23 protein-coding genes, 1 tRNA gene and 3 pseudogenes are annotated in these 26497 nt (G+C 67.7%); 9 read left to right on the forward strand and 18 right to left on the reverse strand.

All coding sequences use genetic code 11. The features are described from left to right. Positions 1-646 precede the first annotated feature (646 nt). The 4 genes from MFF30_RS09480 (at position 647) to MFF30_RS09495 (ending at position 7011) form a co-directional block, all read left to right on the forward strand. Entirely contained in the window at positions 647-967 is a 321-nt protein-coding gene (locus MFF30_RS09480) for a hypothetical protein (RefSeq protein ID WP_238279065.1), read from the forward strand. 506 nt (positions 968-1473) lie between these two features. Beyond that, on the forward strand, positions 1474-2352 hold the full coding sequence (locus tag MFF30_RS09485) for an SMP-30/gluconolactonase/LRE family protein (RefSeq protein ID WP_238279067.1): 879 nt from the start codon (positions 1474-1476) through the stop codon (positions 2350-2352). A 183-nt stretch (positions 2353-2535) separates the two neighbouring features. Then, complete coding sequence (locus MFF30_RS09490; protein ID WP_238279069.1) at positions 2536-5214, forward strand: PAS domain S-box protein; 2679 nt, start codon at positions 2536-2538, stop codon at positions 5212-5214. A gap of 63 nt (positions 5215-5277) precedes the next feature. Then, positions 5278-7011 (forward strand): sensor histidine kinase, encoded by a 1734-nt coding sequence (locus MFF30_RS09495; RefSeq protein ID WP_238279071.1) that lies wholly within the window; start codon positions 5278-5280, stop codon positions 7009-7011. Positions 7012-7197: 186 nt separating this feature from the next. Here MFF30_RS09495 and MFF30_RS09500 read toward each other — a convergent pair whose 3' ends face one another. Next, on the reverse strand, positions 7198-8331 hold the full coding sequence (locus tag MFF30_RS09500) for an aldo/keto reductase (protein ID WP_238279073.1): 1134 nt from the start codon (positions 8329-8331) through the stop codon (positions 7198-7200). Between the two features lie 97 nt (positions 8332-8428). Here MFF30_RS09500 and MFF30_RS09505 point away from each other — a divergent pair, with 97 nt between their 5' ends. Beyond that, positions 8429-9331 carry a LysR family transcriptional regulator gene (locus tag MFF30_RS09505; RefSeq protein WP_238279075.1) on the forward strand — a complete coding sequence of 301 codons (903 nt, stop codon included), beginning with the start codon at positions 8429-8431 and terminating at the stop codon, positions 9329-9331. A 45-nt stretch (positions 9332-9376) separates the two neighbouring features. Here the strand turns inward: MFF30_RS09505 and MFF30_RS09510 are convergent, their stop codons facing one another. Further along, positions 9377-10171, reverse strand: a complete 795-nt coding sequence (locus MFF30_RS09510) for an ABC transporter permease (protein ID WP_238279077.1) — start codon at positions 10169-10171, stop codon at positions 9377-9379. A 1381-nt stretch (positions 10172-11552) separates the two neighbouring features. Between MFF30_RS09510 and MFF30_RS09515 the strand changes: the two genes are divergently transcribed. Beyond that, positions 11553-11882: a hypothetical protein gene (locus MFF30_RS09515; RefSeq protein WP_238279079.1), complete on the forward strand. Its 330-nt coding sequence runs from the start codon at positions 11553-11555 to the stop codon at positions 11880-11882. A gap of 78 nt (positions 11883-11960) precedes the next feature. Here the strand turns inward: MFF30_RS09515 and MFF30_RS09520 are convergent, their stop codons facing one another. The 3 genes from MFF30_RS09520 to MFF30_RS09530 form a co-directional block, all read right to left on the reverse strand. Next, positions 11961-12236, reverse strand: a complete 276-nt coding sequence (locus tag MFF30_RS09520) for an adenylosuccinate synthase (RefSeq protein WP_238279081.1) — start codon at positions 12234-12236, stop codon at positions 11961-11963. Between the two features lie 148 nt (positions 12237-12384). Beyond that, entirely contained in the window at positions 12385-12525 is a 141-nt protein-coding gene (locus MFF30_RS09525; RefSeq protein WP_238279083.1) for a hypothetical protein, read from the reverse strand. A 24-nt stretch (positions 12526-12549) separates the two neighbouring features. Then, positions 12550-12795, reverse strand: coding sequence for a DUF6894 family protein (locus MFF30_RS09530; RefSeq protein ID WP_238279084.1), 246 nt, complete (start codon positions 12793-12795; stop codon positions 12550-12552). A gap of 122 nt (positions 12796-12917) precedes the next feature. On the opposite strand from MFF30_RS09530, the gene MFF30_RS09535 reads away from it, so the two are divergent. Continuing rightward, positions 12918-13157, forward strand: coding sequence for a hypothetical protein (locus tag MFF30_RS09535; RefSeq protein ID WP_238279086.1), 240 nt, complete (start codon positions 12918-12920; stop codon positions 13155-13157). A 323-nt stretch (positions 13158-13480) separates the two neighbouring features. Here the strand turns inward: MFF30_RS09535 and MFF30_RS09540 are convergent. The 4 genes from MFF30_RS09540 to MFF30_RS09555 form a co-directional block, all read right to left on the reverse strand. After that, positions 13481-13555: transfer RNA gene (locus MFF30_RS09540), tRNA-Thr, on the reverse strand. 160 nt (positions 13556-13715) lie between these two features. Next, positions 13716-14174, reverse strand: coding sequence for an NUDIX hydrolase (locus MFF30_RS09545; RefSeq protein ID WP_238279088.1), 459 nt, complete (start codon positions 14172-14174; stop codon positions 13716-13718). A gap of 346 nt (positions 14175-14520) precedes the next feature. After that, positions 14521-14988 carry a MarR family winged helix-turn-helix transcriptional regulator gene (locus MFF30_RS09550; RefSeq protein WP_238279103.1) on the reverse strand — a complete coding sequence of 156 codons (468 nt, stop codon included), beginning with the start codon at positions 14986-14988 and terminating at the stop codon, positions 14521-14523. A 228-nt stretch (positions 14989-15216) separates the two neighbouring features. After that, a complete protein-coding gene (locus tag MFF30_RS09555; protein ID WP_238279090.1) occupies positions 15217-16272 on the reverse strand; it encodes an HD-GYP domain-containing protein in 1056 nt (351 codons plus the stop codon). Positions 16273-16565: 293 nt separating this feature from the next. Between MFF30_RS09555 and MFF30_RS26175 the strand changes: the two are divergent. Continuing rightward, positions 16566-16739 (forward strand): annotated as a pseudogene (locus tag MFF30_RS26175) (IS21 family transposase); the annotation flags it as partial. Between the two features lie 634 nt (positions 16740-17373). On the opposite strand, the gene MFF30_RS09560 reads toward MFF30_RS26175, so the two are convergent. From MFF30_RS09560 to MFF30_RS09600, 9 genes and pseudogenes are all read right to left on the reverse strand, one after another. Then, the gene (locus MFF30_RS09560) at positions 17374-19341 is read right to left on the reverse strand and encodes a methyl-accepting chemotaxis protein (protein ID WP_238279091.1); all 1968 of its coding nucleotides are present in this window, start codon (positions 19339-19341) and stop codon (positions 17374-17376) included. 315 nt (positions 19342-19656) lie between these two features. Beyond that, positions 19657-20220: pseudogene (locus tag MFF30_RS09565) on the reverse strand (IS66 family transposase); the annotation flags it as partial. Next, positions 20219-20539 (reverse strand): annotated as a pseudogene (locus MFF30_RS09570) (transposase); the annotation flags it as partial. The pseudogenes MFF30_RS09570 and MFF30_RS09565, both read right to left, overlap by 2 nt. 12 nt (positions 20540-20551) lie before the next feature. Next, positions 20552-21625: a L,D-transpeptidase gene (locus tag MFF30_RS26180; RefSeq protein WP_373320873.1), complete on the reverse strand. Its 1074-nt coding sequence runs from the start codon at positions 21623-21625 to the stop codon at positions 20552-20554. A gap of 126 nt (positions 21626-21751) precedes the next feature. Further along, on the reverse strand, positions 21752-22903 hold the full coding sequence (locus tag MFF30_RS09580) for a polysaccharide deacetylase family protein (RefSeq protein WP_238279093.1): 1152 nt from the start codon (positions 22901-22903) through the stop codon (positions 21752-21754). A gap of 389 nt (positions 22904-23292) precedes the next feature. Further along, positions 23293-23757, reverse strand: a complete 465-nt coding sequence (locus MFF30_RS09585) for a hypothetical protein (protein ID WP_238279095.1) — start codon at positions 23755-23757, stop codon at positions 23293-23295. A gap of 90 nt (positions 23758-23847) precedes the next feature. Next, entirely contained in the window at positions 23848-24534 is a 687-nt protein-coding gene (locus MFF30_RS09590; protein ID WP_238279097.1) for an alpha/beta hydrolase, read from the reverse strand. An 82-nt stretch (positions 24535-24616) separates the two neighbouring features. Further along, entirely contained in the window at positions 24617-25015 is a 399-nt protein-coding gene (locus MFF30_RS09595; RefSeq protein ID WP_238279099.1) for a YybH family protein, read from the reverse strand. Between the two features lie 49 nt (positions 25016-25064). Beyond that, complete coding sequence (locus MFF30_RS09600; RefSeq protein ID WP_238279101.1) at positions 25065-25508, reverse strand: OsmC family protein; 444 nt, start codon at positions 25506-25508, stop codon at positions 25065-25067. 361 nt (positions 25509-25869) lie between these two features. Here MFF30_RS09600 and MFF30_RS09605 point away from each other — a divergent pair, with 361 nt between their 5' ends. Continuing rightward, positions 25870-26298, forward strand: coding sequence for a PAS domain-containing protein (locus MFF30_RS09605; protein ID WP_373320874.1), 429 nt, complete (start codon positions 25870-25872; stop codon positions 26296-26298). The last annotated feature ends 199 nt before the right edge of the window (positions 26299-26497 follow it).

The following is a 26497-nucleotide window of genomic DNA, read 5'->3' on the forward strand; positions in this document are numbered from 1 at the left end:
CGGTGTAACGGGAGGGGCTGTCGTAGGCCATCGCGGACGAGATCGGAGCAACGCCAAGGACAAGGACAGTGGCAAGAGCGGCGATACGGGTCTTCATAATGGCTTTGTCTCTCCAGTTTCGTACGAACCAGGTCTCTGGTCCGTTTCTGTCTGTCTGAACTGAAGATAGGAAGCCGTTTTCATTCTCGACGTGTCGCACGACACACGGTGAGCGGGATTAAATGCGGTCTTGCGGTGCCTTATACCGTCGTTCGAATGTGCATCATGAATACAGTTTCAGGCGCATCGTGGGACGAGGCCTTGTGACCAGGGTCGAGCGCTTCGTCGTCGTGCCTGAGGCGGATGCATGCGGCGAATGGACGAGCACGAGCGTCGGCTTCGTCGGCCGTGACATCGCCGTCAGCACTTCCACGGTAGCGATCAGGACGTCTTCTCTTCGTCGGGTTCCTGCGCTCAAGATCGCCTGGACCCGGACCCTCCGTTGTGCGCTCTGGTATATTGAATAATCAGTTCGGCAGCGAAATCCACGAGCGGAAGGTGGTCTGTAATCCATAACAAAAATGTCAATTTTGCTGTGGAACGACCGCTTTAGAAGAGACTTACCGGCGCACTGTGCCGCTCGTGAGCACATGATCGGAAGTCTAACATGAAGACCCTCGCACTGGTTCTGGCCTCTGGCATGATGTTCGCCAGCTTTTCCATCGGATCCGCTTCGGCCGCACCTGGGATGACGCATGCTGAACGGATGCGTGCCAGCTCGTCGATCGGTTATGCCGGCAATTACAAGGCTCGCAAGTATCACATGCGGCACCGTGGCCATCGCCATGATGCGATCCACCATTCCCGCGCCTACCGGACCCATCACACCCGCAACCGGTTGATGCATGGCGATCCGAATGCGCGGAACCCGATGCAGCCCGGCTACGCACAGCAGCGCGGCACCACTTCGGGCGGACCGCGCTACTGAGTCCGGATAGGCCAATCCGAGGGCGGCGGTCCCATCGTGGCGCCGCCCGATTTAGCAAGTCTCTGAGCGAGGTGGCGTCCCACCCCACCGGCCAGTCCGCATTACCCGGCTTCGTCGTCACCCCCTCGGTTCGGGGCGTACACCGCGCGATTTCGAGGATCGGTCCATGCCACCCTCTGGCGGCGGACGCATTGAAAGGATGATCCGAACCGATGTCGATGAGAAGATCATGCGCGGCCTTGGCCGTCTTCGGGGCCGTCCTGATCGGTGGCGCAGCGGATGGGGCACAGGCCGCCAACCGCTCCGGCCTCTTTCAGGCCAAGGCGCACCGGTATTCCTGCCGCCCACCGCTGAAATTCGCCGCCGGCGCCTGCGTGAAGCGTTGCCCGGCGGGTTACAGGGATACAGGGCGGTACTGCCGCTTCCGGAACATGAGCCGGTAGGAAGCCAGCGCGGCCTCCGTCCGGCGGCCCCGGGTACGGGGCGCCCAGGAGGACGGACCCAGCATGGACGCCATCACGATCCTCGACGCGCCCCGCTGCCACCTCGGTGAGGGCCCCTGCTACGATCCACGCACCGGCATCGCCTGGTGGGTCGACATCCTGGAGCGGCGCCTGTTCGAGGCCCCCCTCGCGGGCGGTCCGGCCCGGATTCACGACCTTCCCCTGATGGCGAGCGCCGTGGTGGCGGTGGACGAGGACAGGCACCTGCTGGCGGCCAAGGACGGGCTTTATCTGCGAACCTTCGGCGACGGCGGCCTGACCCGGTTCTGCCCGCTCGAGGCGGAGAATGCCGGCACCCGCTCCAACGATGGCCGGGTCCATCCCTCCGGCGCCCTCTGGATCAGCACCATGGGGCGTGACGCCGAGCCGGGGCGCGGCGCGATCTACCACGTGGCCGGCACCCGGGTGACGCGCCTCTTCGGTGGCCTCACCATCCCGAACGCCATCTGTTTCGCGCCCGATGGCGCGACCGGCTACTTCGCCGATACCGATGCGGGCCGTCTCAAGCGCGTCGCCCTCGATCCCCGCACGGGTCTGCCGGTGGGCGAGCCGGCCACCCACTACGACCATCGCGGCGGAGAGGGCGGCCTGGACGGCGCCGTCGTCGACGCCGAGGGCCGGATCTGGTGCGCCCGCTGGGGTGCCGCCTGCCTCGACGCCTACAGCCCGGACGGCGAGCGCCTGCGCACGCTTCCGCTCCCGGTGAGCCGGCCTTCGTGCCCCACCTTCGCGGGCCCCGGCCTCGACCATCTCCTCGTCACCAGCGCCTACGAGGGCATGACGACCGAGGAGCGCGCCGCCGACCCGGAGCATGGGCGCACCCTCGTCGTGCCGGTCGGGGTGCGGGGCCTGCTGGAGCCCGCCTTCGCGCTTCGATCCTGAGGCGGCCAGGACTTCATCGCGGTCCGTCGTTCCGATCGCGTGCCGCTCGCCGATGGCGCAAGGGGGCCGACCACCGCGGCGCTCTTGCGGTTTGAGCCGGGACGACGGACGATCGGCCTTATTTCCGCCGCCGGTTACCGCCTCTGAAAGGATGATCCGCGACCCTCCAGACTCATCGGCATCATGAACCGCGCGCCCACAAGTGAGCCCGCACGAGCGACCGCGAGGGAAACGGAGGCCGCACGCCTGCGCGCCCTCGACCGCTACCGCCTGCTCGACACGCCGCGCGAGCAGGATTTCGACGAGATCGCGGAAGCGGCCGCCGAACTCTGCGAGGTACGGATCGGCGTCGTCAACCTGATCGGGGACGGCCGCCAGTTCTTCAAGGCCGAGGTCGGGCTCGGCGTCCGCGAGACGCCCCTGGGGACGTCGTTCTGCCGGCAGGCCATTCTGCAGGAGGACTTCCTGTACGTGCCGGACGCCACCCGCGACCCGCGCTTCGAGGACAACCCCCTCGTCACCGGCGAACCTGGCCTGCGGTTCTACGCGGGCGCGCTGCTGCGGACGGCCGAGGGACATCCGATCGGCACCGTCTGCGTCCTCGACACGAAACCGCGCGCGCTGACCGAACGACAGCGCCGGGGCCTCGCGCGCCTGGCGCGCCAGGCGATGGCGCAGATGGAGCTTCGCCGCTCGCTGCGCGAGCAGGAGGAGCAGCGCCTCCTGCACGAGCGCATCCTCGACAGCGCCACCGATTACGCCATCGTCGCCACCGATCCGCACGGCCGCGTCACTCGGTGGAGCGCCGGCGCCGAGCGCATCCTGGGCTGGAGCGAAGCCGAGATGCTCGGCGCATCCGTCGAGGTCCTGTTCACCCCTGAGGATCGGGCGGGCGGGCGGCCGGAGAGCGACATGGGGCTGTCTCTGGAGACCGGCAGCGCCCCCGGCGAGGGCTGGCACCTGCGCAAGGACGGGCGCCGCTTCTGGGCCAGCAGCGAAACGATGCCCCTGCGGTCGAGCGAGGGCGAGACCCTGGGCTTCGTCAGGATCCTGCGCGACCGGACCGGGCAGCGCGAGGCGGACCGTGTGCTGGAGGCGAGCGAGTTGCGCTACCGCTCCCTGGTGGAGGTCAGCCCGCAGGTGGTTTGGTTCGGCGATGCCGAGGGCAACGTCACCTACTGCAATGCCTATTGGTACGCGTTCACCGGATTGCCGCCGGGGGAGGCCGGCGAGGCGAGCTGGACGTCGGTCGTCCATCCCGATCATCGCGACGCCATGCGCCGTGCCCGGCTCTCCGCGGCAGCGTCGGGGCAATCCTACGAGGTGGAGTTTCCCTTGCGGCGGGCGGACGGCGCGTATCGCTGGTTCCTGACCCGGGCCAAGGCGATCCGGGACGGCGACGGAACCCTACTGAGCTGGATCGGAACCTCGCTCGACATCCACGACCGCAAGGAGGCCGAGGTCGCACTCCGGAATGCGCAGGAAAAGCTGGGTCTCGCCGTGGCCGCGACCGGGACCGGCGTGTTCGACTACGACCTCGTCACGGATGTGCTCGAATGGGACGGGCAGACCCGGGCGCTATTCGGGCTGCCGCCCGAGGCACCGGTGAGCTATGCGGTCTTCCTCGAGGGCCTGCATCCCGACGACAGGGCCTGGGTGGACGCAGCGGTGGCCGCGGCCCTCGATCCGGCGGGGAGCGGCACCTACGACATCGCCTTCCGGACGCTCGGCATCAGGGACGGCATCGAGCGCTGGGTGGCTGCCAAGGGCCAGGCCCTGGTCGAGAACGGGCGCACGGTGCGCTTCATCGGCACCACCCACGACGTCACCGAGGCGCGGCGCGCGGAGCAGGCCCTGCGCGACACCGAGGAGCGCTATCGTCTGGCCGCGCGCGCCACGAACGACGCCATCTGGGACTGGGACTTCGCCACCAACCACGTCCTGTGGAACGAGGCGCTTCAGGCCGCCTACGGCTATGCGCCCGATGCCATCGTGCCGACCGGCGACTGGTGGATCGGCCGGATCCACCCCGAGGATCGGCCCCGGATCGACGCCTCCATCCACGCGGTCATCGACAGCGACCGATCGGCCTGGAGCGACGAATACCGCTTCCTCCGGGCGAACGGGACCTACGCGCACGTGCTCGACCGGGGATACGTCATCCGGGGCGGCGACGGTGTGGCCAGGCGGATGATCGGGGCGATGCTGGACATCTCGGAGCGCAAGCGGGCCGAGGAGCATCAGCGCCTCCTCACCGGCGAGTTGCAGCACCGGGTCAAGAACACCCTCACGCTGGTGCAGGCCATCGCCAGCCAGACCCTGCGAGGAAGCACGGACGTCGCGGAGATGCGCGAGGCTTTCGCGGCACGCCTGATCTCACTGGGGCGGGCCCACGACATCCTGACCCAGGCGAGCTGGACAGCCGCACCCATCGCGGAGGTCGTGGATGGGGCGCTCTCCGTACACCGGGGCGGCACGGGCTTTCGTCTGCGCGCCGGGGGCCCGAACGTGCTCCTGGCGGCCAAACCGGCCCTCTCGCTCGCCCTTGCTCTGCACGAGCTGGCCACCAACGCGGTCAAGTACGGCGCGCTGTCGAACGAGACCGGCATCGTCGAGCTGCGCTGGCACGTCGTGCACGAATCCAACGCCCCGCGCTTCTGCCTGACCTGGTCCGAGCAGGGCGGCCCGCCCATTCTGAGCCCGCCGGCGCGCAAGGGTTTCGGCTCGCGCCTGATCGAGCGCAGCTTCGCTGCCGAGGTCGGCGGCGAGGTCACGCTCGCCTACGCCCCGACCGGGCTCGTCTGCCGCCTGGAGGCGGCGCTCGCGTCGATGCAGGAGACCGTCGATGCCGCGGCAGCCTAAAGGCCGGCGCCCGGTACGGCCCGGTGTGCCGTGGCGGGGGCATGACGTCCGAACGGGCTGCGCATGTCGCTGACCAAGCGCATCGTCGGTCTCGTCTCCCTGGCGCTGCTGCCTGCCATCGCGATCCAGGGCTACAACGAGTACGCCCTGCGGGCCGCCCGGGGCGATGCCGTGCGCGGTGAGGCGATACGCACCGCCCGCGGCGTCGCGGCGGATCTCGGCCAGTTCGGGCGCGGGACGCGACAGGTGCTCGGCGTGCTCGCCGAGGTTCCGGAGATCCGGGCCAAGGATCCTGCACCCTGCACGGCCTACCTCAAGACCCTGCTGGGCAAGGTGCCCGGTGCCTTCTTCTTCGGCGTGGCCGACGCGGAGGGTGGCATCGTCTGCAACACCCTCGGGTCGGCACCCGGCGCCTACACGCTGGCCGATCGGCGCTACTTCCAGGACGCGATGCGCACAGGCGGCCTCGCCATCGGCGACATCGTGACCGGACGGGTCACCGGTGTTCCGACGATGCAGTTCGCCCAAGCCATCCCCGGCCCGGACGGGCGCCCGCTGGGAATCGTCATCGCCAGCGTCGACCTGACCTACCTCGCCGAGCATCAGGCCCGCGGGGGCCTGCCGCCCGACGCCACCCTCACGGTCGTGGACCGCAAGGGCACCGTCATGATCCGGGTCCCGGACCATGCGGACTGGGTCGGCCGCAGTCTGCCGCCCGAGACCTTCGCGGCCCTTGCGGCGAATCGCGGCGGGGTCGTCGACCTGCATGGCCTGCGGGGAAACCTGCGCATCACCGGCATCGCGGCCCCCTCGCCGGACGACCTCGACGGCGTGACCGTCGCCGTCGGCCTCTCGCCGAGGCTGGCCTATGCGGACATTGATGCGGCCACGCGGCGCGGCGCGATCCTGATCGTCCTCGGCGCCCTGATGGCGCTGGCGGCCGCCCTCCTCGCCGGGCGCGCCTTCATCCGCCGGCCCGTGCGCCGTCTGCTCACGGCAGCCTCGGCCTGGCGGACGGGGGATCTCGGCGCCCGGACCGGCCTGTCCGGTTCGGGCGAGTTCGGCCAGCTCGGCGAAGCGTTCGACGCCATGGCGGCCGGCCTGGAGAAGCACGAAGGCGCCTTGCGGGCCGAGATCTCCCGGAGCCACCTGTTACAGGAGCGTCAGACGATGATGCTGCACGAGCTCAACCACCGGGTCCGCAACACCCTGACCACGGTCCAGTCCCTGGCGCGCCAGTCGCGCCGCACCGACGCGACGGGCGAGCGCCTGGAGGGGCGGATCATCGCCCTGGCCAAGACCCACGACCTGCTCTCACGGGACGCATGGGCCGGCGCCTCCCTCGAGATGCTCCTGGAGAACGAGTTGGCGCCCTTCGTCGATGCACGCCAAGACCGGTTCCTCATCGAGGGACCGGACATCGAGCTGCCCCCGCGCTACGTCCTGGCGCTCGGCATGACGCTGCACGAACTCACTACGAACGCCGCCAAGTACGGAGCCCTCTCGGCGGAGGGCGGGCGCCTGGAGGTCACCTGGCGGGTCGAGACCAGAAGCGACGGGGTACGCCGGCTCGCCCTGGATTGGCGCGAGAGCGGCGGCCCCCCGGTCGTGAGCCCGCCCGGCCGCGGGATCGGCACGCGGCTGATCAACGGGGGCGTCGGCCACGAACTCGGCGGAACGGTGAAGCTCCACTTCGACGCTGGCGGGCTGCACTGCACCCTGGCGGTGCCCCTCGACGCGCAGGATCGCTTCACCTCGTTCCAGGCGGATTCCGAACCACCGAGATCGGCGGCCTGAGGAACGCGGTCCACACCGTGACTCGCCGCCGCCTCCCGGCATCGTTCGGGGTGGTTCTCGGTGGATCGAGGGGCCCATCGACGGCCGAACCTCCGGTCGGGTCGCGTTCTCAGACTTCGCTGGCGGTGAGAGATGCCGCGTCGTCCGCCGATGGTTTTCCCACGATCGGAACCGGAGGCGTGGCGCTCAGCCCGCGCGGCGCGGCCGTTCCGCCGAAGCTTCGACCCGGCTGCCGCCGAACACGGCCTGCTGCCGCACGGGCAGCCGGGACAAGCTGTCGACGAGGCGCGGGGCCACGGGGGCGCTCGCGGCGTCGAGGACGGCGCGATGTTCCGGCGCGAGCGTCAGCCCGAGGGCCGCCACATTGTCGTCGAGCTGTGCCGGCCGGCTGACGCCCATCAGGGTTGCGTCCACGCCCGGCCGGTCCACCACCCAGGCCAGGGCGACCCGCGCCGCCGGCTGCCCGATCGCGTCCGCCACGCTGCGCACGGCCTCGACGATGTCCCAGTTGCGCGGGGTGAACAGGCTGTCGCCGAACGGGTTGGCGCCGTCCAGGCGCCGGTCGCCTTCGGGCCGCGCCGGCCCGGCCTCCGCCGGGTCACGCGGCAGGCCCGATCCGCGTGCGGGCGACGCCGCGACGGCGGTGCGATCGTACTTGCCCGTCAGGAGCCCGTAGGCGAGGGGCGACCAGGGCACGAGGCCCATCCCGAACGCGGCGGCGAGGGGGACGTGCTCGTCCTCGACCTCCCGGTTTACGAGGGCGTAGAAGTGCTGCAGGGCGATGGGGCCCGGCAGGCCGCGCACCGAGGCCAGGGTCGCGAGTTGGGCGGCGTACCAGGCGGGGGTGTTCGACAGGCCCCAGTAGCGGGCCTTCCCGCTCCGGACGAGGCCCACCATGGTCTCGAGAAGTTCTTCGGCCGGCGTGATCCCGTCCCAGGCGTGCAGCCAGTACAGGTCGACGTAGTCGGTCCCGAGGCGGCGCAGCGATCCCGCGATGGCCGCGTGGAGATGCTTGGCGCCGCAGCCGCCCGCATGCGGCCCATGTCCGGTGGCGAACCCGGCCTTGGTGGCGAGGACGATCCGGTCGCGCAGGCCGCGCTCGGCGATGAAGCGACCGACCATCGTCTCGCTGGCGCCGCCCGCGTAGACGTCGGCGGTGTCGATGAAATTGCCGCCGCCCTCCACGTAGGCGTCGAACACGGCACGGCTGCCGCCCGCGTCGAGCCCCCAGCGCGCCGTGCCGAACGTCATGGTGCCCAGAGCGAGGGGGCTCACCGCCAGCCCCGAGCGGCCCAGCGTCCGATAATGCGTCAGATCCATTGTTGCACCCACCTGAAAACTCCCCAGAGGGGTAGCCCGGCGCCACCAGGGGGATTAGCCCTGTCGGACGGCATGGGTCCATGAGCGGGATGCAGCAATGCGGCGCGGCGACCTCGACGATCTGTCCGCGTTCGCGGCGGTGGCGCGCACCCGCAGCTTCACGCGGGCGGCGGCCGAACTCGGTCTGTCGCCCTCCGCGCTCAGCCACGCGATGCGTGGGCTGGAGACCCGCCTCGGGGTGCGCCTGCTGGCGCGCACGACGCGCAGCGTCGCCCCGACCCCCGCGGGCGAGCGCCTGCTCCGCTCGCTGAGTCCGGCGCTGGCGGAGGTCGAGCGGGGCCTCGCGGCCCTGGCCGACTGGCGCGGCACGCCGTCGGGCTCCCTTCGGATCACGACGTTCGCCTATGCCGCGCGCGCCATCCTCGCGCCGTCCCTTCCGGGGTTCCTCCGCGACCACCCGTCCGTCACGGTCGAAGTCGTCGTCGACGACCGCCTCGCCGACATCGTCGCGGCCGGTTTCGATGCCGGGATCCGCTTCGGCGAGACCGTGGAGCGCGACATGGTCGCGGTGCGGGTCGGCCCCGATGAGCGCACGGTGGTGGTCGGCACACCGGAATACTTCGCGGACCATCCCCGGCCCGAAACTCCGGCCGATCTGGAGGCCCACCCGTGCGTGAACTACCGCCTGATCGGCGGCGGTGGCCTCCTGCCGTGGGAGTTCGCCCGGGACGGCCGCGCGATGCGGGTGCGGGCCGGCGGCCAGCTTGTGGTGAATGATGGCGCCCTGGCCGGCGCCGCCGTCCGGGCAGGCGCGGGGCTCGGCTACATGATGGAGAGCGAGGTCACGGCGGACCTCGCCGCCGGTCGTCTGGTGCAGGTGCTGGAAGATTGGTGCCCGCCCTTCCCGGGCTGCCACCTGTACTATCCGGACCGGCAGGTCACGCCCGCCCTGCGCGCCTTGATCGATGCATTGCGCTGGCGGGGCGCGATCTCGGCCTAGGAGCGCGAGCGACCCGGGGGCGCCTCGACGGCGAACCTGGCGGCGTCAGGCAAATCGGCGGACGACGAATCGTTCCAGGATCAATCCAAAAGCGACGGACCCCATGCCCCACATGAGAACGTAGAGATAGTCGACCTCGACGCCGAGATTGGGATCGTAGGCGAGGCGTGTCCACTCGACGATCTGAACGATCGGAGACCATTTCAGGATCTCGTAGAGTTCGTTCGGAAGCAAATGGGGTACGAACACCACCCCGCATGTCATATAAAGCAGAAGCATTGGTACGATGTAGCCCAAAATCCATGCTGGAAAAAACGATACGATCCCGACATTTACGATCCCGACACCGATACCGAGAAGCGTTGCGGCGAAGTAAGCATAGATCGCTACGACAGGTTCGACCGGTATTACACTTTCACCCAGCGCAGTGAGAATGGACATGACGACCAAGAGGCAGGTAAAGCCTTTGACGATCTCGACTAGAACCCGCGCGACGACGATGTCGAAAAGCTTTACCTGCGGATAATAGATCAGCGGCTTATTTGCCAGAAGCGCCTTCATGATCTCGCGCGACATATACTGAAATGTCAGCGCAGGTACGCATCCTGTCGCTACGAACATCAGTGGACTGCCGCCCAGCGGCGACGGTACGCCCCGAAAGGCCATGATCCCGACGATGATGAAGATGTGCGCCACCGGCCACAAGACCAGAACGGCGTATCCCCAATGGGAACCGCCGAACCGCGTCCGCATATCGCGCAGGACGAGCGCACGGATCACGTGCGCATAGACGTCCATCTTGCTCATTCCAGCCGGTTGGCTCGCACCGGGCAGTTCCATGGGGGTCAGCGTCCTTCGATCCGCTGCCTGCGGTGGCGCCCCATTGAGACATAAGTGCGGCCCGACGGTTCGGCAGTGGCGACTCCCGTCGGATCGCCCATGTCGGCGACACCGGATCTACGCCGAGGCGGCACGATTTCCCGGGAAGGGGGCGCCCCATACGATCCCCGCCACCATTCCTCGGGCGCAGGCCGGGCGCTCACAGCGCGTCGACATTTCGACGCGCGTTGCCTTCGGCTCGGCCATCAATCGACGCCTGACACGTCCAGCCTCGCAGAGCGTCTGGCGCCGAAGACCGCCAAGGCTTCGTACGGCACCCTAGTTACTCAACGAACCGACGCCTGCGCTGCAACGCACATTGCGGACTCAACCTTGCACAAATCGCTGCTGCGATGGGCATCTCCCTCCGGCGCCTTCAGGGTGTTTCGCGCGGAAGGACGCCGCGCCTCAGATTGGATTTGGAGCGCCATCGAGATCTGGCCGCCGGATGGATCGCCGACCCCATCTGCGTTCCCTTGCCGTCGGGCTTGCTGGCATTCGTATGCGGCTCTTCCGATCCGGCCCACGGCTCTCGCGGGTGTCGCGGGTTACTGTCTGCGTCCCGCGAACCCCCAGTGGTCGACCGAGACGCCCGGTCGAGCGAGGAACCTTGGCCATGAAGGTCTCGTTGACTATACCTCAGGAGATGGCGATGTCAGTGTCAGCGAAGTGCCCGTATCGCGTCGGTATCCGGCCATCCCCGAGGAATCGGAGTCGGTATCTCTGGTCCATCTGCGGAACCGCGGAACTCTTTCGCGAGGAGTCGGAGATCGAATATGATTCGATCGAACTCGCCCTCCAGGATGCGAACAAACGGTTGTCGCAACTGGTTTGAGTCGAGTCCGCACACCCGATACGCCTCGGGGTAGCACGACAAAATCCTGCCGATTGCCCGACGGATTGAAGCTCGGGTGGGGCGACGTCGTGGCGCGCTCGATCCAGCGGGCCAGGGTCGGCATCTGGGGCTCGACCCGCGTCGCTGTACGATGAACGCTTCGCCCGCGTCTGATCGCTCGCCCAGGCGCGACGTTCGCGGGTCTGCGCAGAAGCGACGTGTGCTCTGACGCTGCCTTCCTTCGTCCTCGTGCGGATGAGCGCCGAGGTTGAGGCCCACTCCCTGAGCAAGAAGCAGAGCGCCACGGTCACCGGCACGTAGATCGCGACAGGCGGACGTCCGGGTCGCGTCAGATCGCGCGGTGCGACCGGCGCCGACACGGTCACCTCGAACTCGGTCGTGGGCCGCAATGCCGGACCGCACGGGCAGTATCGGGGGCGGCCTGTAGCGCGGCGGTCGGAACGAACGGAGGGGGCATCGACCGCCTGGAGAAATCCGAGGCGGGCCTTGGCGTTCGAGCCGCGACCGACTCGGGGGCAGCTCGACCGCTGGATCGATCCCGCCGTCGTGGTGACGCGCCCGAACAAGGGCGCGCCTCAGCCGTCGGCCTCGACCATAAAAACTGGCGAGGACACAATTACCGAGAACAAGCAGGATCCGCTCGACGTCCCGATGAATCAGGTGATCACTCGGAATGGCGATGACGATCCCAAGGGATCCCAATCGACAGAGCCGACCAGCGGCGCCCCGCGGATCGAAGGCCGCCACACGCAGGAGACGGTCGACCCGGCCGAGCGCCTTCCCGAAGATCCGGAGGAGCAGAACGACCTCGCCTGATCCAGCGCGATCGATGGGCCTGGCCCCCATCAGGGTGCGCCGGGTTTCCTCCCATGGGGCTGCGTTGCGGAGACACGCTTACGCAGGGGCGATCTCGAATTCCATTCCCCGCCCCGGCCCCCGATCCGCGTAGTCCACGAGGACATAACCGCGCTCGGCAAGCGCGGCGTCGAGGCTATCCCGATACTTCCGGAAGGTCTGGCCGATCGCCAGGGGTGTGAGACGTGGATTGCCGTGTCGAAGCCGATCCACGCCGACGTTGAGCGGGGCGCCGTCACGATCGGCGATCCGGACGAGGGCGGATGCCAGATCCGCGGCTTTCGTCTCCGCTGCCGATTTCGCCTTGAATGCCATGGTGATCTCCTCCGTCTCCAGGCCCTCGACGCCCCCAGCCGACGCTCTGCGAAATCCCCAGGGGATATCGCTGACTTGGTCCGGGATCGTCGCGGCCTCCTGCTCGTCCGCCTCGTCGTCGGCATGGCCGCGATCGCGGCCCTGCCTGTCATCCGGTCATCACCGGGGTCTTCTTGATCGCCGCTGTCGCCTTCAGGGCGCCGCTCCGCGTCGGTGGCATGTCTCGGTCGCCTGGTATGGGCCGCGCGCGCGCGTTCACAAACGCCTGCACCATGACCGTCATCTTCATCGCTGGAATCGGGCTGCTCTGGCCTTAGGCAACCGTGTGGTCATCCCGAACGTCCGTGAAGGCCTTCGTTAGCACCACCCGGCCGTTCGCATCGTAGACCTCGACATGCCAGGCCGACCAATCGAGCCGCGCGCCGTGCCGCATCAGGTCGAGCGCGATCCGCTCGGCGTGGAGGCGCATCAATGCCACCGTCGGAATGCGCCGCCCGCGCAGGTCGGGGACCAGATCATGGCCATCCGTGCAGTGGAAGCGGTAAAGCCGCGTCGGCATTGGCCTTCTACCCCGGATTCCACAGACGTCCACCGGCGCGTTCGCAGCCTTGGTCCTTTCCATTGAACCGTCGACCACGATGCGGTTTGTTCCTGATACGTTCTTACAGGGATTGACCCAAGATGCACGCCCGTCCGTTCGAACCGCCTGTGGAGGTCAAGCTCTCGGAGGCCGAGACGATCGCGCTCGCCTACCATCGGGCAGCACAGGGAGACGCCTGGACCGCTCTCGTTCGAGCGGTCGAGGACGCGCTGGCGGATCTCGCCGAGGCGGAGCGCCGGACCATGGGGCGCGACCGGCTCATCTCCCGCGGCTACGTCCGCAGCGCCACGGATCGGGCAGTTGCGCGCATCGCCCGGTGACTCCGTACGCCACCGATAATCTGATCCTCGGCGGCCTGGGACGCAGCGTCCGTCCCCGTGACCACAGAGGGGCTCTGCGCAAGGGGAGGCAGGGCCCGCGGCCAACGCGATTTCCAGAGGGCACCCAGGAACTGCCGCACTCGCTCGCGGCGAGCCCGTGCGGGACGAGCCTGATACAGATCCACGGCGCGTCTATACGCGCGCCCGACATCCGCGATCAGGAGCTTGGCTGTATCGACCGCTACCGCAAAACGGGGGTACGCACGGCGCTGAAAGGACAGCTTCGCCGGTCAGCAATGCTTTGACTGAGTTGAAGGAAGTAGTGGTGCTGCTGGACAGGATTGAACTGTCGACCTCCTCATTACCAATGAGGTGCTCTACCACTGAGCTACAGCAGCGCGGTGTCCGTTGCGGCGGCGATGGCCTCGCGACTGGACGAGGGGGCAAGTAGCCGATCGCGGGCGGCTTGGCAATCGCATCGGCGACGATTGCTTCGGTTTTGTGCGTCGCGGCGGCTGTTCCTTGCCGCCGCCCCGAAACCGCGACCCGGCCTGACCTTCAGGCGAGGGCGCCGGTCTCGCGTTTGCAGGCTGCCCGGATGATTGCCGCGAGGCCAGGCTCGGCCACCGCCTCGGCGGCCTCGGAGGGGGAGAACCATCGGTCCTCGCGCTGGTGGCGCTCGGGCCAGTGCTTCAACTGCTTGCGCACTTCGAGGGGGAACACCTTGACCTGACACAGGACGGCGTCGCGGCTCTTGAGACGCTTCTCGTAGAGGTAGAATCCGAGAGGGCGCTTGCCGACCGTGCCGAGCAGCCCGGCCTCCTCGTAGGCCTCGCGCGCGGCCGCCTCGTAGGGCTTGCGCCCTTTCATCGGCCAGCCCTTGGGGATTACCCAGCGCCGGCTCTCGCGCGAGGTCACCAGGAGGATCACGTAACCGCCCTCCGGCGTCCGCCGGAAAGGGAGCGCCCCCACCTGCCGCCGGGGTGTCTGGTCCGCCTCACCCGCATTCGCGCTCATGGGTTGAAAACGCTTTCCGTCACCGACGGTTCGCGTCGCCACGCGTCGCCCGCCGATCTCCGGCTGCCGAGGGGCGGCGCATGTCGCGTCGCGAAGGGGGGCTGGCCCGGGGCGATACGCGCCCGGACCTGTCGTTGGGCTTTCATATCTGGCGCAATCCCGTTGGGGTCACGGCCCCGGCGAGGGTTCGAAGGGGTCCGGTCCGGCGCGGGCGTGCCGCGACAGCCGAGCATCGGTGGCCTGCTCCGACTTAGCGGTTCCGGGCCACGTCGCTCAAGAGAAACTTATCCGGCAAATCTTCTTGGGCCGCTCGCGATTCCATCGGCCCGGCCGCCGGGCGCCGCGTTCACCCGGCGGCGCTGAGGTTCGCGATCAGCGCGTTCAGATCGGCCCGCATGGCCTGGACCTCGGGTTCCGACATGTTGAGCTGGCACATCACGGATTCACGCACGGCGGTCGCCTCAGCGCGCAGGCCCTTGCCCTTCGCCGTGAGGGCGATCTCGACCTCGCGCTCGTCCGAGCGGCGCCGGTTGCGCACGAGGAAGCCTGCATGCTCCAGGCGCTTCAGGACGGGGGTCAGGGTTCCGGAATCGAGACGCAGGCGCCGGCCGATCTCCGAGACCGTGACGCCGTCCGTCTCCCAGAGCACGAGGAGGACGAGGTATTGCGGGTAGGTCAGCCCCATCCGCTCCAGCATCGGGCGATACGACTTCGTCATCCGGTGGGCGGCCGCGTAGAGGGCGTAGCAGAGCTGGTTGTCGAGAAGGAGTGGATCGGTGAGGGGCGCCGTCTTCTCCGGCCGAGCGTCTACCATGCATGCCATGCCACTTGATCCCTGAAGCCAGCCGCTGGCGCGGTGGCGAAGAGGACCGCCTCCGGAGCCCTTCCGGTTCCGACGATAGCGGACACAGGTCCTTCCAGTATATAACTGTTTCGCCGCAGCCGTGACATCCGGACGGCCTTCATCCCGACCCTGCGAATGTTGCACATCCTTCGCGGGGCGCAAGGTTCGCGTCGGGCGAACCTGCCTCCGGCCGCGGCCTCAGGCGGCGCTGGGGTCGGAGGGGCGCTCGGATATCAGGACCGTGATGTCGCTCCAGCGCGACATGAACGCGGCGACGCAATCGGGGTCGAAGTGGCTGCCCGCATGGGTCTCGAGGTGCCGGCGGGCCTGCTCGGGGGGCCAGGCCTTCTTGTAGACGCGCTCGGAGATCAGGGCGTCGAACACGTCGGCCACCGCGACGATTCGGCCGGCGAGGGGGATCTCGGTGCCGCGCAGTCCCTGGGGATAACCCTGGCCGTCCCAGCGCTCGTGGTGGGTCAGCGCGATGTCGGAGGCGATCTGCAGCAGGTGCGAGGGGCTGTCGTTGAGCATGCGATAGCCGCGCAGGGCGTGCTGCTTCATTTCCTCGCGCTCGGCTTCGGTGAGGAGGCCGGGCTTCATCAGGATCGCGTCCGGGATGCTGATCTTGCCGATGTCGTGCATGGTCGAGGCCAGCGCGATGTCATTGGCCTCCTGCTCGGAGAGCCCCAGGCCTTCCGCGATGGCGATGGTGCAGCCCGCGACGCGGGTGAGGTGATCGCCGGCCTGGTCGTCACGGAACTCGGCGGCGAGCGTCAGGCGGCGGATGATCTCGCGCTCGCGCAGGGCGGCCTCGGCCACCGCCTGCTCCAGGGTCCGGCTCATGGCCCGGGCCTGATGGTCGGCCTTGCGGCGCAGGAACGCGAGTTCGAGCAGGTTGGCCAGCCGCGTGATCAGCTCGAGGGGCTCGACCGTCCGGGCCATGACGTCGTTGGCGCCGGCCGCGACCGCGGCGTAGCGCACCGCCGCCACGTCATCCGCGAGCAGCACGATCGGGCTGCGCGCGTGCTCGGGCATCGCGCGCAGCCGCGCGATCAGGTCGACACTGCGCGCCTGCGCGGTCTCGGTCGCCTCGATCAGGATCAGATCGCAGGGCTGGGCGGTGAGCGCGGCGGCATCCGCCAGACCGAGGACCAGACGGGTCGCGCAGGCGAGGGGCGCCAGGGCCTGAATGAGCGCAAGGGGAGGAGCGTCGGCCACGAGGGCGATCATGGCCGTGCCGGCGTCGCGTACCATCCATCGATCCCCAACGGGACCGTGGCCGGCGCCGCCCCATCGGCAACCCGGCGACGCGGTCCCATGGGGATCGATGCTAGCCGCGTCGCCGTTAACCAAATCTTGACGGCCCCGCTTCCGGCCGACGCACGGGGCACGGACGGAGGGCCGCCCTCGCGAGCACGCTGTGTAAACGCAGTAAGTTTGTCGGTTGAGGTGCTGCTAACACCTTGATATCGCTTCGCATACCTTTCGGAGCGTGCAGAGAGATTGTCGGCCTCCGGGTGCAATGTCTTGCGGTTCAGGCACAATCGCCCAGGCTTGAGCCGACAAACTCCCGGCCACTACCGACAAACTTCCCGCTCTCGCACGCACTGTCGCTGTTCCGGATCTACGAGGCGCTGCGCGGCCTCGGTGACGAGGGCGGCTACGATACCGTTCGGCGTTGTGCCAAAACCTGGAAGCGCGAGCGTGCCTCGGTCACGACGTAAGCCTTCCTACCGCTCGTCGTCGCCCTGTTCTAAGACGCGCACAACGAGCTCTTCCAGCGGCAGCACGAGCAAGAAGCCGCCAGTGAGATCCTTGTCACGAACCGCTTCCACCTCACCGGAAGTACCGCCACAGGGATTTCATCCGCGTAGGTGTACATGGGATGCCCTCCCAAGGGATGCCCCCAAAAGCGCGCCGCAACTCGCCTCCGCGCGGTATCAGCCGATACCTGTAGCTCCTGATCCCCCCAAATTGTTTGCCAGTACGACGCCGACTCGTCCCAGCCCGAAGGTCGTTCGACGCCCTATGCCTTCGCCAACCAAGCTGTCACTGCCCGAGAACGTGCATAGGCGGTGGACCATAAACGGGGTCAACTCCACGATGGCGCAAAGCCATACCTCAGGGAGGACCATTTTTCAGCGGGCAGGCCAAATGGGCATCTCCGTTATGAGCAGTGTTCTTGGTTCAAGGACTGGTTAGAATCGCATTTGCGGACTGAGATTTACAAATATTGCATGTAAAATGCGGCTCGTTTTAAGACTTGGAGCGCATGCGTGTCCGCTCGATATAGCTCGACATAAGCCGTGTGAAGTCGGACGACTTGATGCGGTTCAGGATCCTGCAACTACAATGCTAGGCTGCGCGCACCGTCGCTAGGAAGCGCGCCACTACGGCACCAAGATGCTCGGACTGACGCGACAATTCGGAGGCCGAAGCCAGCACTTGGCTGGCCGCCGCGCCTGTCTCTTCAGCGGCGCCCGCCACCCCGGCGATATTGGATGTCACTTCACCGGTGCCCATCGCCGCCTGAGTAACGTTGCGCACGATCTCCTGGGTCGCCGCACCCTGCTCCTCGACCGCCGCCGCGATTGCGTTCGCGACTCCGCTGATCTCCTGGATCCGGGCTGCGATGCCGTCGATGGCTGAGACGGCTTGACCTGTCGAGCCCTGGATGCGGCTGATCTGGCCATTGATCTCCTCGGTGGCTCGTGCCGTCTGGTTGGCGAGTTCCTTGACCTCGGCTGCGACGACAGCAAAGCCCCGCCCCGCATCGCCTGCGCGGGCTGCCTCGATCGTAGCGTTGAGCGCCAGGAGATTGGTCTGACCCGCGATGGTCGTAATCATCGTCACCACATCTCCGATTTTCGTGACTGCCCCGCTCAGTTCCCGCACCACCGCCGCCGTCTGTGCCGCCTCGTGAACAGCGGCCTGCGCCAAGGTGGCGGATCCCTGAACCTGACGCGCGATCTCCTGAACCGACGAGCCCAGCTCCTCGGCGGCTGTCGCCACGGTGTTGACGTTGGAGGCGGCTTGCTCGGCCGCTGCCGCCACGGTGGTTGACTGGTTGGCCGTTTCGGTGGCCATGCCGGCCATGCTTTGCGCAGTACCCTGCAATTCGATGGCGGCAGATGCCACGATGCTGATGATGTCACTCACCGCACGTTCGAAGCCATCAGCCATCGCGCGCATCGTCGTTTTGCGCTCGGCCTCGCTCTGCACACGTGCCGCTACCTGTGCGAGGGTCAGTTCGCTATTCTCAGTCATCTTGGCATGGAAGACAGCGAAGGCCCGAGCGATGGCACCGATTTCATCGCGTCGCTCCAGACGGGGCACGCTGACTGCCAGATCCCCGCCGGCCAACTTCTCCATTGCTTCCGCCATGGCTTTGAGCGGACCGGATATGCGCTGTCCTACCCACCAGGAGAGAACCGCGGCGCACAAGACCGTCAGGCCGATGGTCGTCCAGATCAGTCGGGCAAACCATTCCCGCGACGCAACGATAGCGCCTTGTGCCTGCTCGTATTTGGCTTCAGCCGCCTGCTTCACTTCCGTAACGAGCGGCTCCAGACGTCCGTAAATGGCGGTGAGATCGTTTGCCTCCTCCGTCAGGCTGGAGGCTCCCGCGAGATATGCCAGGAAGCGGCTCTCATAAGCCGTGATCAGACCCTTGATCTCGGATTTGACGGTCGGCGCCAGCGGAGACGCCAACAGCGCGGGCTCGAACTCTGATACGCGCGCGCGCAGCTCGTCGCCGTATCTTTCCTCGCCGCGCAGCATGAAATCCTTCTCGTGCCGACGCATCATCAGCATCAACATGGACAGGCGCGGCTGGTCGAATTCGGAGAGGCGCTTCTCGACGGCGTGAACAGCCGTGCGAAGGCCGCCCTGCAGGCCATCCTTCTCGGTAAAACCCAGAGTGCGTTGGGCGGCGGCCACGTTCTGGAAGCGGATGGTGTAGATGTTGAGCCCAACGCGGATTGTTTCCGCCTTGCGCAATGGATCGTCGGCTGGGAGAGACGCGACGAGGCGTTCGACCTCGCTCAGACGCTGGTTTGCGCGCGTGATCAGTTCCTGCCGTCTGGTAATGAGCCCGTCTTGGCGTCGAAGCAGGAAATCGGTCTCGATCTGACGGGCAGCGAGAAGATCGATGGCAACCGAAGCGATCCGCTCTTTCATCTCCATGCTTTGATCAGCAATTTGCTGAAAATGGTCCTGCGTGTTTGAGGCCACGACAGAAATGATGCCGAGGGTGAGCACGCCACTCATGCCGAGAACAGCAATCTGAAATCGCAGATCGAGCCGAGGGAAATGTAGTTTCATGGCGAGTCCATATTTTTCATTAATCCATAATATACAGATTTTAATATTAATTATCAATTAATTGTCAAAATAAGTATATAAATGCAACTCTCCGGCTACTATTTGAATATTCGTGTATAAAAATCGAATTTTATCAAGCTTTGCGTAATGAAAAATCTAATCATAAAATAAATATCTATTAAAATTCTGGAATCCACAGATATTTCAATTTTTATCGCAGATTGATTATCCTATCAGATCATTTAAGTCTGCGTTATTAAGTATGTGAACGTCGATTTATTTGAAGTATCTTGGGCCTTAAAGTAAGCGGTGTTCTCAGGTCATGGCCTTGAGGGGCTGCGAGGCGTAGGTCCAGGGCAGCAGGTCGTTCGGGCCGCTCTGCGGTTGCCTGGCGACAACGCGGGTGCTGACATCGATCAGGTAAGTCCGTGGCTCGACCCCGTTCAGTTTGCATGTCTGGACCAGCGAGGCGACGACCGCCCAGCGCCCGGCCCCGCCGTCGGACACGGCAAACAGCGCGTTCTTGCGCGTGAGCGCGATGAGGCGGATGGCCCGCTCGACGACGTTGTTGTCGATCCCGACGCGCCCGTCGTCGGGGAAGCGGGACAGGCCCGCCCAGCGGCCGAGCGCGTAGCGGATCGCCTCGACGACCGACCGGCTGCGGATCTGACGCCCCGCCCAGCACTCGTCGAGGGACCGCCCGCAGATCTCGCCCTCGAACCGGTCCAGCTCGGCGATGCGCGTGAGTGCCTCGCTCGCGATCGGCGCCGGGCCGGCCTTGGCCAACTCGTAGAATCGGCGGCACACATGCGCTCAGCGGAGGGCCGAACTCACGGCGTTTCGCGCGGCCATCACCTTATAGCCGGCGTAGCCGTCGACGTCGCTCTTGTACGAGTTCGATCTTGAGGGTGTCGAAGAAGCTTTCCATCGGGGCATTGTCGTACCAGCAGCCGGTCCGACTCATGGAGGGCGTCGCCTTCATGCTGACGAGCTGCTTTCGGTAGGCCTTGGCGGCGTACTGGCTGCCGCAATCGAAATGACAGACGAGCCTAGCGCCCGGCCGCTGCCGTCGGGTGCCCATCATGAGAGCGGCCGAGGTCAACTCGGCCCGCATGTGATCACGCATAGACCAGCCGACGCTCTCGCGGGTGGCCAGATCGAGCACGGCGGCCAGGTAGAACCAGCTCTCGCCGGCTCTCGCATACCCCACTCACATCACCTCGACTCGGGTTCCCACCGGGACGCGCTCGTAGAGTTCGATGACGTCCTTGTTGAGCATCCGGAAGCACCCGGACGACGCGGCGCGGCCGATCGAGCCCGGCTCCGTCGTACCGTGGATGCGATAGGCCGAGTCGCCGAGATAGAGCGCCCGCGCCCCGAGGGGGTTGCGCGGGCCGCCCGCGACGTGGTGCGGCAGGCCCGGCCGGCGCCGGCGCATCTCCGGCGTCGGGGTCCAGCCCGGCCAGGTCTGCTTGGCGGTGACCCGTTCCACCCCCGTCCAGGTCGCGCCCGCTCGGCCGACCGCGACTCGGTAGCGGATGGCCTTGCCGTTCGCCTGGACGAGATAGAGCGCGCGCTCCCGCGTGCTGACCACGATCGTGCCCGCCTCCTGGCTGCCCGCGTAGTCCACGAGTTGTCCGCGCCAGACCGGGCGCTCGGTCTGGCGTCGGGTCGGGTCGACCGGCAGGGCCGCGCGTTGGGTCGACGCCTCCGGCGGCGGTGCGAATGGCGACGGCGCGTCCGGGACGAGTGCTTGGGTGACCGAAGCCTGGGACATCGGTGCCTGCGGCGAAGGCGCGTCCGTCGCGGGCGAGGCCGAGGCGGAGGATTCCGTCCTCGGCGCGTCGGGCGGCGTGGCTGGGCCCGGTACGACGGGCGGGGGGATCGGCGCGGCGGCCACGCGGGCTGACCCTGCGCAGCGATACACGCGGCGCCCATCCGTCCGCATGGTCACCGGTCCGATCGCATCGACCACGATCTGCCGGATGCTGGCGTCCCGGTCCGCCGCCTGATCCTCGGCCGAGCCGTAGCATCGCAGGGCGAGGCGATAGCCGATCGCCGTGTCGGAGACCCGCGTGATCCGGCAGAGGTTTCCGGCGCCTTCCAGGGCCGGGCCGGCCTGTGCCTTCAGCCGCACCTCGAACACGCCGCTGCCCTCCGGGTCCCGGCACGCCTTCAGCGTCGGCGCCCACCGGCCCTCGGGGGATTCGTCCGCGCTGATCGCCAGGGCGGGGCTCGCGCCGCAGAGGAGGATGAGGGGCAGGAGGCGAGCGAGGGACGTCATGCTCAGGTCTCTTCGGCGAGGGGAGGGGGCCGCCGCGTCGGCGGCCGGATCTGTCTCGATGCGGTTCTCCGGGTCTGATGCCGCGCGATCAGCAGGCCCGTGGCTGCGGCATGGGCCGCGCCCGGCTCAGCGTCGCAGCCGGATCTCCTGGAAGCCGGCACCCTGGCCGGTCAGCAGACTCACCGAGACGAAGCCGGCGTGGTCGGTCTCCCGCCCCCGGTTCGTGTCGGCGCCTGCGCGATCCGCCCGGGTCGCGGCTGCGGGCTGCGTCGCCGGGCGTTCCCCGGCGGGAAGGTTCGGCGCTGCCAGGGCCGGGCGTACCGGAGCCGTCGACGATGCGGACGGAGCCTCCGCACGCGCCACCGCAGCGGGGGCCGGCGGGTGCACCGGATCGACCCAGGCATGTCCCGTGGGGGTGGGCGTGACGGAGTCCGGCAGGGCGGGCCGTAGCGCCAGGGCTTCGTCGCCGGCCGAGGCGACGCGCACGACCCGGGCGGGCGCCGTCGTGACCGGGACGAAGCTGCCGCCGGCCGAGGCTACGCGCTGGAATTCGCGCGTCTCCAGGCGGTCCAGGGCGAGCCGGATGCGCCGGGCGCGGGGCTCTTCGACCGCGTTGAGGGCGAGGCGGGTGTCGCCCGCCGCGGGCACCACGTGAACGATGCGGTAGCCTTTGGCCTTCAGTCGGCGCAGGAGCTCCGGCAGGATCGCGACGGTGCGCGGCTGAATGTCGTGCAGGAGGACGATGCCCTTGCCGCGGGCATCGAGGCGGGCGAGCACGCGCTCCACCACCTGCTCGGGGGTGATCCGCCGCCAGTCGTCGCCATCGACGTCGATGCTGAAGGGAATCAGGCGCTGGGCGGCGACGTAGCCGTCCAGGGCACGGGTGTGCCCGAGGCCGGGATAGCGGAAGAACGGCGAGAGCGCGGGGTCGGTCTGGCCCAGGACCGTGCGAGCCGCCACGAGGCCGCCATTGATCTGGTCGCGCTGGACGTTTCGGCTGCGCTGCCGGTTCAGGTAGGCGTGCGACCAGGTATGGGTCGCGATCGTGTGCCCCTCGGCGGCCGTCCGGCGCAGGATGTCGGGAAACTCGGCCACCATCGTGCCGACGACGAAGAAGGTCGCCTTCACGCATTCGGTCCGCAACGCTTCCAGCACGGCGGGGGTCCGCCGCGGCATTGGCCCGTCGTCGAAGGTGAGCACGACTTCGCCCGGCTCCAGGGGCAACGTCTGCCGATAGCTGGCGCGCCCGACCGGGCCTTGGGTGAAGGGGACCTCCATCACCCGGGAAGTACCGAGCCGATCAGGCGTGCAATCCTGGGAATAGGCCAAGCCCGATGGAAAAATGAGTGCGCCGGCGAGCACAAGATCTCTGAGATGACGCACGCACAGCTCTCGAAACGCAAGCAGGGGCCAGTGCCCCTCGGTACGATACACTTCTTAGCTGCGCCTTAAGAGGCATTCGTCTGTGCGGTTGATCCTGTGCGAAAGCTTAGATTCTAAGCGCGCCGTCGAATTAGTGGTAATTTATTTACCGTGTTCGGAGGGGGTTCGTTAAAGAACACCCTCCGGCGATGTGATGCCGGACGGTTTCCGGCGAAGGCCGATTTCGGCGTGCGCGTGAAGGGATCGACGGCGGCCGCCGGTCCCGAGCGCGCCCCGGTCGGCGGTCAGCGTGCCGGGAGGCAGGACGCCTGATCCGTGTAGAGCACGACGTCGCCCGGCTTCGGATTGTTCAGGGTGAAGGGCTTGGTCCCGTCGTAGGGCAGGAAGCCGCGCCCGAGTTCGTTGGCGTAGAAGTCGTGCCCGAACTCGAAGTAGCAGCGATCCAGCACCGCCTGGTAGCCGAAGGATTCCTGCACCACGGGCGGGCCGAAGGCGGCCGGGTCGCCATAGAGGCCGCGCGGCGCGCAGTAGCCGGCAAGGGTCAGGGTCCCGGGGCGCGCGAGCCGGATCGTCCGGGAGGTGCCGGGCCGGACCGTGATGGCGGGGCCGCCGTCCTGGGAGGCGACCAGCACCAGGGGCGAGCGATTGTAGACGTGCCGCACGCAATCGGCCGAAGCGCTCCCGATCCCGAGGAGCATCGAGGCCGCAGACAGCGCGCCTCCGCAAAGCAACCGCGTCGAACCGCGCATGACGTTCTCCAATACCTGACCGGAGATGTAGCTAGAGCATTGACTGATCCGCGACCAGCCGCGCGCGTCCCGCGGATCGGGCTCCGCGCCTCAGGCTTCGTCCGCCAGGCAGAAGGCGACACCCTGCGCCACGACCGCCGGGTCGTAGGCGTGCGGCCCGTCATACTCGACGGCGGTGACGTGGTAGCCGGCTTCCCGCAGCTTCGCGACGTGAACCCGGGCGCTGCGATCGATGGGGATCTGCTCGTCGCGGGTGCCGTGCGAGAGAAAGATGCGCGGCGCGCCCGCTTGCAGGTGGACGGAGAGGAAGCCCGCCGAGGAGACGAGAAGGTGGGTCACGACGTGACCGTTCGCGAGCCCCAGGGACAGGGTGTAGCTGCCGCCGTCCGAGTGCCCCGCGAAGGCGAGGTGGCCGGGATCGAGGAGGAAGCGGCTGCTGACCGCGGCGAGGGCCAGGTCGACGCGCTCGCGGTCGGGGCCGTGGCCGCCGATCACGAGGTCCCAGGTAGGAAATACGGATTGGGGTGCGAGTAGCAGGAAGCCACGCGCCTCTGCGTGGGCGCGCAGCATCGGCAGGATCTTTTCCGCGCTGCCGCTGCCCCCGTGGAAGAGTACAACGAGCGGCGTCGGCCGGTGCGGATCGATGCCATCCGGCACCACCAGCATGGCGTCGCGCTCGGCAAACAGCCCGAGGGCGTGGAGTCCGGGGGGCAGGGGGGGCTGCGTGGGCAGCCGGTGCGCGAAGGCGAGCCGCCCGGCGAGGTGGGGGTCGATCATGCGGGAAAACCCTTCGGGTGGGGGGCGCGCTCAGACGCGCGCCCGAGCGGTGGGGATCGCCCCACCGGCCAATGGGAGGGCGTCAGCCGGCCTTGTCCGCGGTCGTGGGCTTGATCTTGAGCTGATCGATCAGCCAGAGCCAGCCGCCCTGGCTCTGGCGCCGGGCGGTCTCGGCCGAGATCGTGCCGTTGGGCAGGCGTGCGAAGGTCATGGCGAGATCGCCGTTCACGATCGCCGGCAGGGTCTCGGCGGCGGGGAAGTCGGAGCGGCGGCCGAGGAGGTCGGTGTAGAAGGCGCGGATCTCGGCCTGGCCCGTCGCCACCACCTTGCCGGCGGCCAGCACCGCGCCGGGCTCGTAGAGCGCCACCAGGCCTTCCACGTCACCCGCATTGGCGCGTTCATTGAACAGGCGGGCGAGGTCTTCCGGCCTCTCGGCCTGGGAGCGGTCGTTCGCGGATGTCGTCTTTGCTGATGTTGTCATTGCTGATGTCGTCATGGCGTGTCCTCCTGATGTTCGGGTGATGAGGTCCTCAGCCCAGCAGCGTGCCGGTGCCGTCCCGGACGGTGACGGCGACGGGAATGCCGGCCTGGACGCTCTCGGAGACGGTGCAGAAGCGCTGGAACTGCTCCAGCACCCGGTCGATGCGCGGGACGGCCTCGGCGTGCGCGGCCAGCGAGATGGAGACCGTGATGCCGGTGATGCGCAGGCGGTTCTCGGCGTTGCGGGTCACCGCGCAGTGGGCCTCGGCCCGGATGCCGCCGGCCTCCTGCTTGAACTTGGCCAGCGCGAAGACGAAGCTGGCGCACAGACAGTTGGCCACGGCGGTGACGAGGAGTTGCTCGGGGAACGGACCCGCGCCGTCGCCGATCGGCACGGCCTCGTCGACGAGGAGCTGCGGCAGGACGCTCCCGAAATCGACCGCGAACTTGTAGCCCTCGATCTGCGTGATCGTGATGCTCGGACCCGGGCCCATGGCGTCTCTCCCTCGGCGGTCTTTTTCTCGGTGCGCCCGTTCGGGAACGTTCCGCGTCCGCCCCTGCTCCCCTTCGAGAATTGACAATCGGGCGCTGTCGTAACCGGGGCGTCGACGAATCCGGCGATCGGCACAGGCGAGCTCGGTTGACACCCCGGGATCGTTGGCATACCAAATACCAACGACGGAAGCGCTGAAAAAGCAAGGCCTCACGAAGCCGGCGCCTCCGGAGCCAAGTCCTCGCAACGCCACCGTACGGGCCCTTAGTCCGGCGGAGAACGGAGGAGTGTCCGATGCCACGAAGCCCAAGCATCCCGACGCGACGATGCGAATCGCGAGGCCGGCGGCCCACGGCGTGAGCATGGCGCAGGGCATCGATTTCGCCGCACTGGTCGCGGCCGCCGGGGACGCCATCGTGGTGTCCGATCCCGATGGGGCGATCACGGTGTGGAATCCGGCCGCCACCCGCATCTTCGGCTACACGGCGGAAGAAGCCATCGGCCGGTCCCTCGACCTCATCACGCCGGAGCGCCAGCGCAAGCGCCACTGGGACGGCTACGCCAAGACCATGCGGACGGGGGTGACCAAGTACGGCGCCGACGTCCTGCGGGTGCCGGCCATCCACAAGGACGGTCACGCCCTCTCCATCGCCTTCACCGTGGCGATGCTGCACGGCCCCGACGACCAAGTCACCGGCATCGCCGCGATCATCCGCGACGAGACCCAGCGCTGGAACGACGAGCGCGACCTGCGCCGCCGCCTGGCCGACCTCGAATCCCGCGTCGCCTGAGGGCGGCGCGCCGGACCGATGCCGGGACATCCCGCGAGGGGTGCGCGGCCAAATCAGAACCCGGGCCGACCGGGCCAATCTTTCGACCCCAAGAACTCGACCCAAAAACCCGACTCGAAACTATCGTCTCAATCGACAGGGAGAACGCCACGATGAGCAAGCCGCTCGAGGGTATCAAGATCATCGATTTCACCCACGT

It is taken from the genome of Methylobacterium goesingense, assembly GCF_022179225.1.
GTDB classification, from domain to species: Bacteria; Pseudomonadota; Alphaproteobacteria; order Rhizobiales; family Beijerinckiaceae; genus Methylobacterium; species Methylobacterium goesingense.